The organism is Aerococcus sp. 150760013-2, from assembly GCF_053627715.1.
In genome coordinates this window covers 250,767-265,522 of record NZ_JBSEYI010000001.1, presented here as the reverse complement: position 1 = coordinate 265,522, position 14,756 = coordinate 250,767, and the positions used below count along the sequence as shown (strand labels likewise).

Annotated in this window: 15 protein-coding genes; 10 read left to right on the top strand and 5 right to left on the bottom strand. The window is 38.6% G+C overall.

Annotation, left to right across the window (positions count from 1 at the left end; genetic code table 11):
* Positions 1-132: 132 nt before the first annotated feature.
* Complete coding sequence (locus ACUW85_RS01235; protein WP_182022940.1) at positions 133-942, bottom strand: HAD family hydrolase; 810 nt, start codon at positions 940-942, stop codon at positions 133-135.
* A 170-nt stretch (positions 943-1,112) separates the two neighbouring features.
* Between ACUW85_RS01235 and ACUW85_RS01230 the strand changes: the two genes are divergently transcribed.
* Positions 1,113-1,505 (top strand): YccF domain-containing protein, encoded by a 393-nt coding sequence (locus ACUW85_RS01230; RefSeq protein WP_154836699.1) that lies wholly within the window; start codon positions 1,113-1,115, stop codon positions 1,503-1,505.
* Between the two features lie 50 nt (positions 1,506-1,555).
* On the opposite strand, the gene ybaK is transcribed toward ACUW85_RS01230, so the two are convergent.
* Positions 1,556-2,038 carry a Cys-tRNA(Pro) deacylase gene (ybaK, locus tag ACUW85_RS01225; RefSeq protein WP_182022941.1) on the bottom strand — a complete coding sequence of 161 codons (483 nt, stop codon included), beginning with the start codon at positions 2,036-2,038 and terminating at the stop codon, positions 1,556-1,558.
* Positions 2,039-2,312: 274 nt separating this feature from the next.
* Between ybaK and ACUW85_RS01220 the strand changes: the two genes are divergently transcribed.
* Positions 2,313-4,496: an ABC transporter substrate-binding protein/permease gene (locus ACUW85_RS01220; protein ID WP_182023034.1), complete on the top strand. Its 2,184-nt coding sequence runs from the start codon at positions 2,313-2,315 to the stop codon at positions 4,494-4,496.
* 82 nt (positions 4,497-4,578) lie between these two features.
* Here the strand turns inward: ACUW85_RS01220 and ACUW85_RS01215 are convergent, their stop codons facing one another.
* Positions 4,579-5,538 (bottom strand): 2-hydroxyacid dehydrogenase, encoded by a 960-nt coding sequence (locus tag ACUW85_RS01215; RefSeq protein ID WP_149314534.1) that lies wholly within the window; start codon positions 5,536-5,538, stop codon positions 4,579-4,581.
* 133 nt (positions 5,539-5,671) lie between these two features.
* Between ACUW85_RS01215 and ACUW85_RS01210 the strand changes: the two genes are divergently transcribed.
* A complete protein-coding gene (locus ACUW85_RS01210; RefSeq protein ID WP_016896967.1) occupies positions 5,672-5,947 on the top strand; it encodes a DUF503 domain-containing protein in 276 nt (91 codons plus the stop codon).
* A 4-nt stretch (positions 5,948-5,951) separates the two neighbouring features.
* On the opposite strand, the gene ACUW85_RS01205 is transcribed toward ACUW85_RS01210, so the two are convergent.
* Positions 5,952-6,395 carry a YaiI/YqxD family protein gene (locus ACUW85_RS01205; protein WP_154836704.1) on the bottom strand — a complete coding sequence of 148 codons (444 nt, stop codon included), beginning with the start codon at positions 6,393-6,395 and terminating at the stop codon, positions 5,952-5,954.
* Positions 6,396-6,507: 112 nt separating this feature from the next.
* Between ACUW85_RS01205 and ACUW85_RS01200 the strand changes: the two genes are divergently transcribed.
* Positions 6,508-7,452, top strand: a complete 945-nt coding sequence (locus tag ACUW85_RS01200; protein WP_182022942.1) for an exonuclease domain-containing protein — start codon at positions 6,508-6,510, stop codon at positions 7,450-7,452.
* A gap of 64 nt (positions 7,453-7,516) precedes the next feature.
* On the opposite strand, the gene ACUW85_RS01195 is transcribed toward ACUW85_RS01200, so the two are convergent.
* Positions 7,517-8,086: a hypothetical protein gene (locus ACUW85_RS01195; RefSeq protein WP_182022943.1), complete on the bottom strand. Its 570-nt coding sequence runs from the start codon at positions 8,084-8,086 to the stop codon at positions 7,517-7,519.
* Positions 8,087-8,209: 123 nt separating this feature from the next.
* On the opposite strand from ACUW85_RS01195, the gene tsaA reads away from it, so the two are divergent.
* From tsaA to ACUW85_RS01165, 6 genes are all read left to right on the top strand, one after another.
* Positions 8,210-8,893, top strand: coding sequence for a tRNA (N6-threonylcarbamoyladenosine(37)-N6)-methyltransferase TrmO (gene tsaA / locus ACUW85_RS01190; protein ID WP_182022944.1), 684 nt, complete (start codon positions 8,210-8,212; stop codon positions 8,891-8,893).
* A 10-nt stretch (positions 8,894-8,903) separates the two neighbouring features.
* A complete protein-coding gene (locus tag ACUW85_RS01185; protein WP_182022945.1) occupies positions 8,904-9,797 on the top strand; it encodes a fumarylacetoacetate hydrolase family protein in 894 nt (297 codons plus the stop codon).
* A 145-nt stretch (positions 9,798-9,942) separates the two neighbouring features.
* Positions 9,943-10,485, top strand: a complete 543-nt coding sequence (locus tag ACUW85_RS01180; RefSeq protein WP_003141927.1) for a LemA family protein — start codon at positions 9,943-9,945, stop codon at positions 10,483-10,485.
* Positions 10,479-12,296: a DUF2207 family protein gene (locus ACUW85_RS01175; RefSeq protein WP_182022946.1), complete on the top strand. Its 1,818-nt coding sequence runs from the start codon at positions 10,479-10,481 to the stop codon at positions 12,294-12,296. The genes ACUW85_RS01180 and ACUW85_RS01175 overlap by 7 nt, the downstream gene beginning before the upstream one ends.
* A 353-nt stretch (positions 12,297-12,649) precedes the next feature.
* Complete coding sequence (locus tag ACUW85_RS01170) at positions 12,650-13,711, top strand: GGDEF domain-containing protein (protein WP_182022947.1); 1,062 nt, start codon at positions 12,650-12,652, stop codon at positions 13,709-13,711.
* A 150-nt stretch (positions 13,712-13,861) separates the two neighbouring features.
* Positions 13,862-14,743 (top strand): DUF368 domain-containing protein, encoded by an 882-nt coding sequence (locus ACUW85_RS01165; RefSeq protein WP_182022948.1) that lies wholly within the window; start codon positions 13,862-13,864, stop codon positions 14,741-14,743.
* Positions 14,744-14,756 lie beyond the last annotated feature (13 nt).

Sequence of the window (14,756 nt, the reverse complement as noted above, 5' to 3'; positions counted from 1 at the left end):
CAGCTAAAAATATATTAAATATTGGCCTGGAACAGGCCTTAGTTAAATAGCTTAGACCGCTGTTTTGCTTTGAAATAAGTGGAACAAGTCATGAGTGTTCCTAGAAACACGCCATTTTAATGGCGTTGTAGTTCATAAGTTACCGTCTAACAAGTCTTGAATGACTTTTGATACACCTAGATCGTTATTAGATGGGGCGATAAAATTAGCTTGTGCTTTAACATCGTCATGGGCATTTTCCATGGCATATGAATATTTCACTGCAGCCAACATTTCAATGTCATTATAGTTATCACCAAAAGCCATCATTTGGTCAGTGGTGATATTGAGTAAGTTGCTCAGTTGGTACATGCCTTGGCCTTTATCGATATTTTTGTTCATAATATCAATCCACTCTTTTCCGGATGTTGTGGCAGAAAATTGTTTGTTTAAAGCCGGACCGTAAATGTCCGCATATTGGTCAACGGCATCATTATTCGGTGTGTACACTGTAAACTTGTTGGCAACAGCGTCTACTGATGCGAAGTCGTCGAAATAGTAAATATTGGTATAGAATGTCCGGTAGATTTGATCATATTGATCATGGGCTTTTGAAATGTAGGCAGCGTCTAGGGCACACAAGATAGGGATACCAGTTGCTTCATTTTGCTCAAGGGTAAAGGCCATCAATTTGCGGTAGTCATCTGGATCGATGATTGAATTAAATAATTGTTCTCCTTGTTTGGTAATGGCTGCACCATTATCAGATACGAAAATCAAATCGTCTTCGATATGACTGAACATATCTACCAATGTATAAAGTGGTCGACCGGATGCGATGGCCACCTGGATGCCTTTTTCCTTTAAGGCGTGTACCTGGTCAGTAAAGTTCTCAGGGAGCTGACCCTTATCATTTAGCAAGGTGTTGTCCATATCAATGGCAATTAATTTAATATTTATCATGTAAATCCTCCAATTGGTATTTTTTACTAGCGAACTTTTTAGACTGTTATATAGCGCTTACAATTACTTTTAACTTAAAGATTACATCGTAAGACGGATGGCCAGTAAACTTATCTATGTTATATTATAACCATAAACTATTGAAAACGAAAATGAAAGGATGAATGCCCTTGGGTTGTTTAGGAAATTTAATTTGGATGATTTTTGGTGGGCTTATTTCTGCCATCTCTTGGTTCTTTATCGGCTGTCTATGGTGCCTAACGATTATTGGTATTCCCGTAGGCCTACAATGTTTCAAAATGGCCAAGTTATCATTAATGCCATTTGGTAAAGACGTTGTCCGTGAGGAAAGTGGCTTTGGGAGCTTGCTATGGAATATTCTATGGTTAATCTTTGGTGGTCTAGAATTAGCAGTCATGCACCTATTTGTGGGGGTTATTTTAGCTATTACCATTATCGGTATCCCATTCGCCAAACAACATTTTAAACTAGCCTTACTAGCCCTAGTGCCATTTGGTGCGCGAATCGTACCGTCAAATACACTTTACATGGATATAAGATAGTAGAATAATTATAGGAAAAAACTAGCCAGATACCTCTTGGCTAGTTTTTTTTAGGATAGAATGTCGGCAAAATCTAATTGGCCAATCACTTTTTCCAGACCATTTACGGGTGCTTCAACTAGGAAACCGCGTTTTCCGGCTGAAAAAATAATGGTCTCATAATTTTGAGCGGAGGCATCAATAATGGTTGGGAAGGCCTTCTTCATACCAATTGGAGAACACCCACCGTGAATGTAGCCAGTTAAGGGTTCAAGATCTTTCTGAGCAATCATATGAATATTCTTCTCGCCAACGGCAGCAGCGGCTAATTTTAGGTCTAACTCATGGTTAACAGGGACTAGGAAGACATAGTGGTCTTTTGATTTTCCGTGTGTGACTAGCGTTTTGAATTGTTGATCTGGATTAATGCCAAGGATTTCAGCAACTTCTTCACTAGAACGGGGCTTGAAATCTTCAGGAAGGGTCATTTCTGTATAGGGAATTTTTTGTTGGTCTAATTTACGGATTACATTGGTTTTTTTAGCTTTTGCCATAATACAACATCACTTTCTTTTATATTTTCATCCTTCGATTTAATTCTATGATTTAATCCTATTTTACACATCTATGTTTATTTTGCGAAAAAAAGCGATGGGGTAAAACAAAATGGGACGTGTGAGTAAATAGACAGGTTTGATCTGCGCGTGTGAGAAAATCTGACATTTTGCGTGATATTTCCTTTCCTTTTTTGATAATTTCAAGGTATACTTGTAACTATCTTGTGAAAGCATTAAAAACATATGAAGAAAGAAGTGAGGGAAAGCCATGATGAAGCATATAAAGCTATCATTTTCCGTATTTATTGTAAGTTTACTTACTATATTATTTTCAATCGCACCTGGTAAAGTTGAGGCAACTGAAACAGGTAATGGCGAAACTTATATTATTGCAACTGATACAACTTTTGCACCTTTTGAATTCGTAGATGATTCAGGTGAATTTGTTGGCATCGATGTAGATATTTTAGCAGCAATCGCTGAAGACCAAGGATTCGATTATGAATTACGTTCATTAGGTTTCGATGCAGCGGTTCAAGCTGTTGAAACAGGTCAAGCAGACGCGGTAATCGCTGGTATGTCAATTACTGAAGAACGTCAACAAACCTTTGACTTCTCAGAACCATACTATGAATCAGGTACTGCTTTTGCGGTATTAGACGATTCTGAATACCAATCATTAGAAGATTTAGAAGGTCAATCTGTTGCTGTTAAAACAGGTACGCAAGGGGCAACCATCGCAGCCGACTTAGCGGACCAATACGGTTTTACAGTGAATACTTTCGATGACTCGCCAAATATGTACCAAGATGTTATTTCTGGTAACTCAGCAGCAGCGGTAGAAGATTATCCAGTAATGGGTTACGCAATCGAATCAGGTGGTTTAAACTTACGATTCATTGGTGACAATTTTGAAGAAGCGCCTTATGGATTTGCTGTATTAGGTGGTCAAAATGCTGAATTACTTGAAATGTTCAACGCCGGTCTTGAAAACATCAAGGCTTCAGGTGAATATGATGACATTTTAGCTGAATACGGTGCTAGTCAAGAAGAAACATCTTCTTCATCAGAAACACCAGCAGCTGGTTCAGGTGAAACTTACACAATTGCAACCGATACAACTTTTGCACCATTTGAATTCGTAGACGAAAATGGTGACTTTACTGGTATCGATGTTGAATTATTGGATGCCATTGCAGCTAACCAAGGTTTCAACTACGAGTTGAAATCATTAGGGTTTGATGCGGCAGTTCAAGCGGTTGAGACCCAACAAGCAGATGCCGTAATCGCTGGTATGTCAATTACAGAAGAACGTCAACAAACATTTGACTTCTCAGAACCGTATTTTGATTCAGGGACAACATTTGCTGTTTTAGCGGATTCAGATATTGAATCATACGAAGACTTAGAAGGACAAAATGTTGCCGTTAAAACTGGTACGCAAGGGGCAACAATTGCCCAATCAATGGCCGACGAATACGGTTTTACCGTAACGACATTTGATGACTCTTCTAACATGTACCAAGATGTTATTTCTGGTAACTCATCGGCAGCGGTAGAAGATTATCCAGTAATGGCTTACGCGATTAACTCTGGTGGTTTGAACCTTAAAATTATTGGTGACCAATTAGAACCAGTATCTTATGGGTTTGCTGTTTTAGCTGGTGAAAACCAAGAATTACTACAAATGTTCAATGACGGACTAGCGGCTATTCAAGAATCTGGCGAGTATGACGAAATCGTTGGTAAATACTTGGGTGATTCTGAAGAAGGCGAAACAAGTTCTTCTAACGGCTTCTTAGCTCAATTAGCCAACAACTTCCCAGCCTTATTATCAGGTTTAGGAACAACCGTTTACTTAGCTATCGTATCATTAGTAATTGCGACAATATTAGGTATTTTCTTAGGATTGATGCGTACAAGTGGTAACGTTGTGCTATCAGGAATTGCGACAGTATATATCGACATCATGCGTGGGTTACCACTAATTGTAATGTCATTCTTCATCTACTTCGGTATTCCGCAAATGTTTAACATTACCATTTCAAGTAACTTGGCGGGTATCTTAACCCTTTCACTTAATGCAGCAGCCTACATGGGTGAAATCGTTCGTGGTGGTATCCAAGCCATTGATACTGGTCAAACTGAAGCAGCTCGAAGTTTAGGTTTAACAAACGGTCAAACAATGCGTCGCATCATCTTGCCACAGGCAGTAAAAGTGATGGTACCGTCATTCATTAACCAGTTCGTTATTACCTTGAAAGATACGTCAATCCTATCCGTAATTGGTATCGTAGAATTGACGCAAACAGGTCGTATCATCATCGCCCGCACTTACCAATCAGGTAGCATGTGGTTGATTGTTGGTTTGATGTACATCATCATCATTACGATCCTAACTAAACTATCAAACTATATTGAAAAACGTTATGTAGGTTCAAGAACTACACGCTAATAAATAAACGTTAATCATACCAAAAATCCAGGCACCTTTAACCGGGCAACCTGGATTTTTTTTTGATTTAAGTTGATGGAAACTAGGCTTCTTGAACGATGTTTTGTGGTTTACCGTCGATAAATGCTTTGGTGTTTTCAAAAGCAATTTGCGCCCTTAATTCCATGGCTTCGTCAGATAAGAAACCAACATGTGGTGTCAAAATAGCATTCTTAGCCGATAATAATGGGTAGTCAGCAGGCAATGGCGGTTCACCGTCAAAGACGTCAATCCCAGCGCCGGCTATTTTACCTTCATTCAATAAGTCTGCTAAGGCTGAATCATCAATAATCGGCCCGCGGGCAACGTTAATAATCACAGCAGATTCTTTCATCAAGCTTAATTTGTCTTTATTTAACAAGTGTCTTGTTTCATCATTTAAAGGCAAATGAACTGATACAATATCTGCGCTTTGTAATAATTCATCCAGTTCAACTAATTCCACGCCTAAGTCTTTGGCTTCTTGCTTTTCAGATCGGTTGTATCCGATTAAATCAGCACCGAACGCTTTAAATAATTTGGCCGTTTCAAGGCCAATATGACCAGTACCGACGATACCAACCGTTTTTCCTTTGATTTCACGCCCTTGGAAGGGACCTTGGAAGTTGGCATTACGAATGTCGTCGTTACCCTTTGTGATGGCGCGGAATAGGTCTAAAGTCAAACCTAAAGCCAATTCAGCAACCGCTGTTGTTGCATATCCTGAAGCATTGGCGATGGCGATCCCTTTATGCTTACTTGCTTTGCTGTTAACATGGTCGAAACCAGTGAAGGCGACGTTGATAAATTTTGTGTTTTCTAAACGCTCGATCACTTCAGCCGGGAAGGGATTATTGGCAATCATGACAATATCAGCGTCTTTAGACCGTTCATAAAGTTCGTTTGGATCAGTTGTTTTGTCAGGGTAATAGGTAAATTCTTGACCCGCGTCAATCAGCGGTTGGGCCAATTCGTTAATGCGGGCTTCTGGTACGCGTAATGGTTCTAGTAAAGCAATCTTCATGGAATCTTCCTTTCAACATTTAATTATACAATCGATTCTTACTTTCACTATAAGGCATAAAGGCTTTTAATTCAAACAGTTGACACCCGGAAATAGTATGAGAAAATTTAGGAAAAAGGGGTAGGTGTGTGACATGATTTTACTAGGATTGGAAATTACATTTACATTTGCTAGCGATTCGCTGAAAGACAAACGCCGAATCCTACAAAGTATGATGAAAAAAGTATCCGCCAAATACGGTGTTTCAGTTGCAGAAACTGGAGACCAAGACGTCATCAACCAGGCTATTCTTGGCATTGGTATTGTGTCAAATTCATACGGTTTTGCGGAGAAGATGCTCAATCAAGCTGTTGACTTTTGTGAAGCCAATTATCCCATTGAAGTCATCCAACAAGATTGGTATGAATAGCTTTTTAGAGGCGGTCTTGAATAATCTTGTCTAGGGCTTGAATAAAATGATAACGGTCTTCTGCAGTAAAGGGTTTAGGCCCCTTCGTCCGCATCTTGGCTTTTCGCATCTGTTGACTTTCATACCGCTGGCGGAGCAGTTGGTCGATATTCATGTCGGTATAAATCATGCCAGAATGGTGGATGACCGTCGCTTTTGCCAGAGCTAATGACGCTAGGCCGTAATCTTGGGTGACCACAATATCCCCGGCACTGATCATGGATAGGATTTTAAAATCGGCCGAGTCAGCACCTCTTTCCACATAGACTGTTTCCACGTGGTCAGCGACTGGCTTTTTTGAAAAATGGTCAATCGAGGTTACTAAAACGACTGGTAAATCATATTTTTTCGCCAATTGAATAGTTTCTTGTTTAGTGGGACTACCGTCACCGTCGATAAAGATTTTCATCAAAACATCCTTTCTATCATTAACTAATGGGAAAATAAAACGTATAATATAGTGTAGACAAAATAATGCGCAATTAAGGTGTAAAATCACCAGTAAATAAGGAAGTGGCAGTATGGCTTACAATAGAACATCTGGTCAACAACGACCGCATATGGGCAAGTCAATCATCGGTTTTCCAAAAGATTATGTCATGATCGATATCGAAACAACCGGTTTAAAACCAAGTAACGACGAAATTTTAGAATTATCAGCTATTCGGATTCGTGACCACCAGATGGACCGGACTTTTTCAACCTTGGTCCAACCCAACCGACCAATTTCAGGATTCATCACCAATTTAACTGGCATATCCAATCATATGGTCATGACCGCACCGCCAATTGAACAGGCTATGCCCGAATTCTTAGATTTCATCCAAGAAGATATCATTTTAGGCTACAATGTCAACTTCGACTTGAGCTTTATTTATGATACAGCAGTAAACCTTTATAATTTCCCCGTGAGAAACGACTACCTGGACGTGCTAACCATCGCCCGTAAATTAGTAACAGAAACACCCAACCATAAATTGGGGACTATGGCCCAATTCTACGGCATTTCATACGAGGGCGCTCACCGGGGATTAACAGACTGCTATATTACGGTAGAAGTGTACAACCAACTCTTCAACCAAGCTAAGCAAGTCTATCAAAGTGAACAAGACTTCAAGAATGATTTCTACCGCCGTGCCTATCCAAAACAAATTAAAGTAGAGGACTTAAAGGCAGAAACAAGTGACTTTAATCCTATGCATCCCTTATTTAATAAGACAATCGTTTTTTCAGGGGACTTAGATAATATGTCCCGTGAAGAAGCCATGCAATCTAGTTTGAATAAGGGGGCTATTTTAGGTAAGTCAGTGACCCTTAAGACAGATTACCTTATTGTCTCACAATCTGATTTAAATAAGCAGAAGAAAACAAGTAAATTTAAAAAAGCTGAAGAATACGCTAATCGCGGCGAAAAAATTAAAATTATTTCGGAAAAATTTTTCAAACAACTCTTGGAAATGGAGTAGGGCTAATGCAATGAGGATGCAAAAAGAGCTGTGACATCATCAGCACAGCTCTTGATTCAAAAGATTAGCCTTTGGGACTATGACGTTGAATAATATCATCGTATTTTTCAACCAGTTCATGACCGCGTTCAGTTGTTTGATAAGCGATCATAGGCATTTGCGGTGCTAAATCTTTTTCATTGATTTGATCTTGCACATATTTCACCAATTCATCTTTCTTCATAGAAGAATAGCCCGATAAGCCAGCATTTTTAAGGATTTTTTTCAAAGTCCCGGCATTCACTAAATACAAAGTTTCCTTGGCTGACATTTGGTAAGCTAGACCTTCTTCAATAAAATTGTCCAAGGCATCTAAAGCATGAATGCCGTAAATGTATTCGAAATAGCGAGGGATAGCTGACTCAGTTGAAAAAGTCCCCAAATCAAGACGCCATAATAAAATAATGTGACCAGGTAATAAGCCTTCTTCCGTCCGTTCCATATTTCGTTTAGGGACTAGATGTTCTTTTTGAACATCCAGTTTATCCATAAAGGTATCAAAATCACGGTCTGGATTGATATAAGGCATTTCAGGGTAGTCTTTGTAAAGTTTTCTTATCGTATCTAAGTTGGCCATAAAATCTCCTTTTGTCATGTTTCTCTTTAATCTTAGTATAGTTTGCGAAGGAAACTTACACAAGTATATTGAGGAAAGTGCCATCTGTTATTGTGACTAATTAAAATAAAGCAGAAATAAGCAAGAGCATGGAGGATGTATATGGAAGTAGCACCTATAGGTTGGATAGAAACGGCTTTTGTAGAAAAGTTCGGCATTCCGAGACAAAGTATGGTTGTGCCACAAGTAAAGGGAATGATTCAATTTTATCCACCTTTCAATCAAATTGAATATTTTAAAGGGATTCAATCCTTTGATTACTTGTGGTTAGTTTGGCATTTTTCAGCACAAAAGGGTCGGGCCAACAAAGCAACTGTCAGACCACCTCGTTTGGGTGGGAATGAACGGGTAGGTGTCTTTGCTTCAAGGTCGCCGTACCGACCAAATCCTATCGGCCTGTCTTCAGTGAAATTAGAAAAAGTTCATATCGATGGGGCTGGAAAAGTGTCTTTAGAAGTATCTGGTGTTGATTTAATGGATAAAACACCTATTTTAGATATCAAACCCTATGTCAAAACAGACATCCATGAAGAAGCTAGGGCTGGTTTTACAGATGATATAGCTTGGCAACCATTGACAGTCGATATGCCTGAAGCGGTGACTGCGGGGTTACCAGAATATTTACTTACCCAACTGCAAGCCGTTTTAGCTCAAGACCCGAGACCTAGAACCCAAGATAATCCTGATAAAGTTTACGGCATGCGTTTTGATGCTTATGATGTACATTTTACAGTCAAAAGTGGTATTTTAAGGGTAGTAAAAATCACTGAACAGGCAGAATCATAGGAGGTTGACGATGAAATTTATTCAATATTTCCAGGTAAATTCAAATGACATGCAAGTCGGTATCCTGAGTGACTTAGGAATTATCGACATCAGAGAAGCAAGTGAAACATTAGGTATCCAAGTCCCAAACCAACTGAAGACTATTATTGAAGGGTCATACAAGGACCGTATTCAACAAATTCTAGACTACTATACCCACCATGCCCACGAAGTAACCTTTGTGGACGCGGACACCATTGTCTATGCGCCAGTTATCCATAATCCTGAGAAAATAATTTGTGTGGGCTTAAATTATCATGACCATGTGAGTGAATCGAAAATCTCTGATGATCCAGAAGAACCCGTGTTATTTTCAAAATTTAATAACGCCTTAGCCAGCCATCATCAGGTCATCCCATTGAATAAACACGGCGAACAATTCGATTATGAAGGGGAATTAGTAGTCGTAATTGGCAAAACAGCTAAAAACATTTCTCATTCCGAGGCCCTAGATGCCGTATTTGGCTATTCTATAGCCAATGATGTATCCGTTCGTGACTTACAGTTTAAATCAGGTCAATGGTTACTTGGTAAAACCAATGATTTCTCTACACCCGTTGGTCCCTATTTAACGACTAAAGATGAAGTGGACATCAACAATTTAGTCATTAAGACATACCGTAATGGTGCAGAAGTTCAATCAGCTAGTACCAAGCAAATGATTTTCAAGGTAGCTGAGATTGTGTCCTATATCTCAGAATACATGACCTTACAGGCAGGGGATATCATCTTAACAGGTACACCTTCAGGGGTAGTATTAGGTTATCCAGAAGATCAACAAGACTGGCTTAAAACAGGCGATGAAATTTCGATTGAAATTGAAGGATTAGGTCGTTTAACCAATAGCTTTGAAATAGAAGGATAAGAGAAATATATAGAAATTTGAGAGATGTAAGTATGTCAATATAGTACTTTACCTCTCTTTTTTATACAATGCCCGATGGTATCGCTTTATTGACGATGACATTTAAAGTATAATTAGAATATAAAAAGAGAAGGAGTTGTATATTATGGTATGGATTATTGTCATTGCTATAATCGTTATATTAGTTGTGTGGGGGATTGGAGCCTACAATAACTTCGTACGTTCCAAAGAAATGGTATCAAATGCCATGGCGCAAATTGCAGCACAAGTAGAATCTCGTTGGGATGCCTTAACCAATTTGATTTCAGCAACCAAACAATATCAAACACATGAACACGATACCTTAACCAAAATCGTTGAATCACGTTCGAATGTTTCACGTAACTCCTCTGTTAGTGATGTGGAAAAAGATGATGCAGCTTTCAACCGTGCATTACGTTCAATTGATGTAGTAGTGGAACAATATCCGAATTTAAAAGCTTCGGACGTTTACCAATCAACAATGAATTCTGTAAATACTTATGAAAACAATGTACGTCAGTCACGTATGGTCTTTAATGACACTGTTACTAAATACAATCGTTTAATTAAAACTTTCCCGAATTCTGTTATTGCTGGATTTACAGGATTTACACCAGAAGAATACTTTGAAAATTCAGCAGAAAAAGCGGAGATGCCACAATGGTAAAAACACATCAAAAAGCTATTGAGATAATCATAGCCTTTGGTGCGTTGGTTTTATTTTGGGTAGCACCCCAATCAGTATTGGCGAATGAGATTAATTCGATCGATGTAGATGTAACTTTACAATCTGATGGATCAGCCTTAATCCATGAAACTTGGGACATGAATACTGATGAGGGAACTGAGATTTATAAAGGTTTGAATCTTAAAGATGTTCAGAATATCTCTAATTTTACAGTTTCAATGGATGGAAAGCCTATGGATCAACAATCATCTTGGGATATTGATGATAGTTTTGACCAAAAAGCAGGTACCTATGGGCAAAACACGAATGAACTGAATTGGGGGATTACTGAATACGGGCAACACACATACGAGTTGTCATATGAGATTTCAAATTTTGTTACACAAACATCAACGGATCAAATGGTCTATTGGCAGTTTATTAACTCAGACCTATCGCCATCTCCGGAAGCTGTGTCCGTAGAAATTTCCTCAGATGTACAAACAATGAATTATGAAGATAACCGCATTTGGGGGTTTGGTTACAAAGGTAATATTGATATCAAAAGCGATGGTGTCGTACAAACAGAATCGACTGAAGCTTTAGGGTCAAACAACTATGTAACGATTCTATTGCGTATTCCAGATGGAACCTATCCAACTGACTTCGTCATTGAAGATAGGACATTTGATTCATTTGTAGAGCAAGCATTTGAGGGGTCATCTTATAACTATGAAGATTATGATCCTAATGCTACTTATGAAGAAATCCAAGAAATGGATGGGGCAAATGAAGCCGATACTTCAACCTCAACATCTACTAAGGTCATCCTTGGTTTAGCAGCAGCCGCTGGTATTGGTGGACTTGGTGCGGGTATCTGGGGGATTTCTCGTTACGCTTCTGACCAACGGAAATACCGAGAGTATTATCCAACCATGAAAACTATGGAAAAACGTACGCAAGGAGAATATTACCGTGAAGCGCCAACTGAAGATGTATTCCAACTTTATGTGATTTTATCCCAATTAATCGATAACAAGAGTGAATTGCGGCAAAACTATATGACGGCAGGGATATTATACCTGGTAAAAAATGGTTATATCACAGTGCGTGAAGAAGAAATTGATGGCATCCTAAGATCGAAAGATCAAGCTGTTATCTATGTTCAATCAGACAAGGCGCCAACCGGCCCATCAGCACGATTGTTTAAATTGATGCAACGTGTTGCTCAAAAAGACGGCCGTGTTGAACAAAAAGCCTTCTCTAAATATATAGAAAAGAATTACAAGAAAATTGAGGCCTATGAACGAGCCTTAGATTCTTATTCATCAGATTATTTGGAAGAAAATGGTTACACTTTTGTCGGCTTAACAGCCAAATCACGTCGTGAAAAAAGCGACTTAGATATCGCCCATGAAGTGGCAGGTGTCGCTTATACAGATAAAGGCTTTGAGTTACGCGATAATATCGTGAAATTCAAAAACTATCTGTTAGACTTCTCATTACTAAATGAGCGTCAAACGAATGAAGTTGCCTTATGGGATGAATTAATGATTTATGCGGGTGCTTTTGGTATTGCTGATGAAGTGGAAGAAGAATTCCGTAAGATTTATCCTGAATATGCTGAAATCTCAACCTACTCAGATGCGCCATTCTTCTACTATGCGTACTATGGTTCAATGCTTAACAGATCTTATTCAGACGGTCATAGCGCTGCAACAGCTTCTTCATCATCTGGTGGAGGTGGCGGTACCAGCTTCGGTGGTGGTGGCGGTTCCTTCGGTGGAGGTGGCGGCGGCGGTGTTCGCTAGTCTGTCACGATATAAATGCGAACAATAATTGTATTAGCCAACTAGACTCGTTTTAGTTGGCTTTTTATTTGCGAATGATTTCAAACATTCATACCAGGATTTCCAATAATATAACTTATTATCCTTAATTATGTGTAAGGTTTAGCCAAATTAAAAAATGAATGTCTAATAATTAAGGAATGGATAAATTTCCAAGATTTTTCTCTTGAAAGTTAATTTAGTTATTTCTGGCTGATCAATCGTGGTATATTGATTATAATGAGTATTTATGTCAAGACAGGGCTTTTTAAAAATTTCAAGGAAATATTTTTAATTAGGCATATTATATAGATTATGGAATACAGGAGGATAGCATGATTGTAAATGTCTTAGCAAATATGGCAATTGTTTTTATGGATATTTATTTAGTTTGGCGCTGGCGATATGGTATTGAGGAAAGACGAAATCCCATCAACAACCGTAAACTCTTTATTAGTTTACAAACGGCAGCGGGTTTTTGCTTGATGATGTCATCCTTTCTCGTTGAAGGTGTTCGTTTTGACTTTAGGTCGGTACTATTCGCCTATACCATGGTATATTTGGATAAGAAAATTGCCTATCCGACAATGGTGCTGGTTGCGATTGGTCGTTTTTTCTTTGGTGACTTAACCTTGTCCAGTTTAAACCTCTTGATGGTCTTAGTCTATATTTTGCTCAGTTTAGGTGTCTTTGACCGTATTAAAGCCAAGTATTCAGAGTTCTTCCAACTATGGTTGTTAGCGATGATGGCTATTTTCATTACTACGCCAATATCCATCATTCGATTAGAAGATCCCGCCCAAGTATTTTCATCTTTACTATTGCTAGCTGTTTTGTCATCGGCATTCATATACGTTTCTTACCAGTTCACCAACGATCTAGACAAACTCTACCAAACCTCAGTGCATGACAGTTTAACGACCCTCTATAACGCCCGAAAATTAGAAGAAGACCTTAGGAAAATTTCAGAAAATAATGATCCCTATTCCCTATTAGTTCTTGATATTGATAATTTCAAAAAGTTAAATGATACCTATGGTCATCTTGTGGGCGATAGGGCACTTAAAGAAATAGGCACCGTGTTAAATAATTTAAAGTCCGATTTATTCGATTATTACCGGTATGGTGGGGAAGAATTCGTGGCTTTAGTATTTGACGAGACGGGACAAAAGACGCTGGATTTAGCTGAATCTATCCATGAAAGGGTTGCTGAATTGCCACTATTTAGTGAAGAAGGCGACCCCTTGAAGATTACGGTGTCAATTGGTGTGGCCCATAGAAAACCGCATGAAGACATGAAAATTACCTTATTGCGGGCTGACCAAGCCTTATATCAAGCGAAACACCGAGGGAAGAACCAGACGGTGAGCGCTATAAGTGAGTTGAGTGTTGATTAATTGATTATTTTCAACTAGAACTTTCATATTTTTTAGCTTTCAACGATGATTCTCAGCCCAAAGATTGATACAATACATATTATCTAATAGTACAATGGATTGGTCTTATTGAACTGTCTAGTAAAAAATGGAATTGAAAGAGGAGAATAAATGAATAATAAAAAAGATGCCGTCTTTTCGGCAGATTGGTTTATCCGTGTTCTGAAGGGTGCAGCTGTTGGGATAGGAGGCATTCTACCAGGTCTTTCAGGTGGTGTCCTAGCTGTGATTTTCGGTTTGTACGATCAAATAATTAACTTTTTAGCTAACATTACGGAAAACTTCTGGAAAAATGTGCGTTACTTTATTCCAGTTGGGATTGGTTTCTTAATAGGAATATTGGTATTTTCAATTTTCGTTGAAAAAGCTTTTGGACTTTACGCAGCTATTTTTATTACCTTATTTATCGGTTTCGTAGTGGGTACATTACCATCACTATTTAAGTCTGCTGGAAAAGAAGGGCGCAGTACATCTGACTTAACCTTGCTTGCAGTGACTGCAGTCATCATTTTCTTAATCATGTACTTTGGAGGTCAAGGGATTACACAAGTACAACCTTCTTTTATCGCTTGGGTATTATCAGGTGCTTTGATTGGTTTAGGGGTTATTGTACCGGGGATGAGCCCATCAAACTTCTTAATCTACTTTGGTTTGTATGACAAAATGGCCGCTGGTATTGCAGCCCTTGATTTTTCAGTCATTATTCCGTTAGGTTTAGGTGGGTTACTGTGTGTCATTGGTTTAGCGAAGGTTGCTGAATGGGCCTTTAAACATTACTACTCTAAAATGTACCACTTTATTTTAGGGACTGTAATTGGTTCATCGATTGCATTATTCCCAACACAAGTATTCCCAGGTTTCTCAGCTGAAGGTTTAGCAAATTCTGGTTTATCATTCATGAGCACATTGATTTGGTGTGTGATTGCCTTTGTATTAGGGACAATCTTCTCATTATGGTTCTCTAAAATTGAAGAAAAATATTCAAATGACTAAATCGTCTAAAAAC

Excerpts from the sequence above, each read along its gene's own strand:
- ACUW85_RS01200 (WP_182022942.1), top strand. The coding sequence starts at position 6,508 with ATGGCTTACAATAGAACATCTGGTCAACAACGACCGCATATGGGCAAG.
- ACUW85_RS01175 (WP_182022946.1), top strand. The coding sequence starts at position 10,479 with ATGGTAAAAACACATCAAAAAGCTATTGAGATAATCATAGCCTTTGGT.
- ACUW85_RS01180 (WP_003141927.1), top strand. The coding sequence starts at position 9,943 with ATGGTATGGATTATTGTCATTGCTATAATCGTTATATTAGTTGTGTGG.
- tsaA (WP_182022944.1), top strand. The coding sequence starts at position 8,210 with ATGGAAGTAGCACCTATAGGTTGGATAGAAACGGCTTTTGTAGAAAAG.
- ACUW85_RS01165 (WP_182022948.1), top strand. The coding sequence starts at position 13,862 with ATGAATAATAAAAAAGATGCCGTCTTTTCGGCAGATTGGTTTATCCGT.
- ACUW85_RS01170 (WP_182022947.1), top strand. The coding sequence starts at position 12,650 with ATGATTGTAAATGTCTTAGCAAATATGGCAATTGTTTTTATGGATATT.
- ACUW85_RS01185 (WP_182022945.1), top strand. The coding sequence starts at position 8,904 with ATGAAATTTATTCAATATTTCCAGGTAAATTCAAATGACATGCAAGTC.
- ACUW85_RS01215 (WP_149314534.1), bottom strand. The coding sequence starts at position 5,538 with ATGAAGATTGCTTTACTAGAACCATTACGCGTACCAGAAGCCCGCATT.
- ACUW85_RS01235 (WP_182022940.1), bottom strand. The coding sequence starts at position 942 with ATGATAAATATTAAATTAATTGCCATTGATATGGACAACACCTTGCTA.
- ACUW85_RS01205 (WP_154836704.1), bottom strand. The coding sequence starts at position 6,395 with ATGAAAATCTTTATCGACGGTGACGGTAGTCCCACTAAACAAGAAACT.
- ACUW85_RS01195 (WP_182022943.1), bottom strand. The coding sequence starts at position 8,086 with ATGACAAAAGGAGATTTTATGGCCAACTTAGATACGATAAGAAAACTT.
- ACUW85_RS01210 (WP_016896967.1), top strand. The coding sequence starts at position 5,672 with ATGATTTTACTAGGATTGGAAATTACATTTACATTTGCTAGCGATTCG.
- ACUW85_RS01220 (WP_182023034.1), top strand. The coding sequence starts at position 2,313 with ATGAAGCATATAAAGCTATCATTTTCCGTATTTATTGTAAGTTTACTT.
- ybaK (WP_182022941.1), bottom strand. The coding sequence starts at position 2,038 with ATGGCAAAAGCTAAAAAAACCAATGTAATCCGTAAATTAGACCAACAA.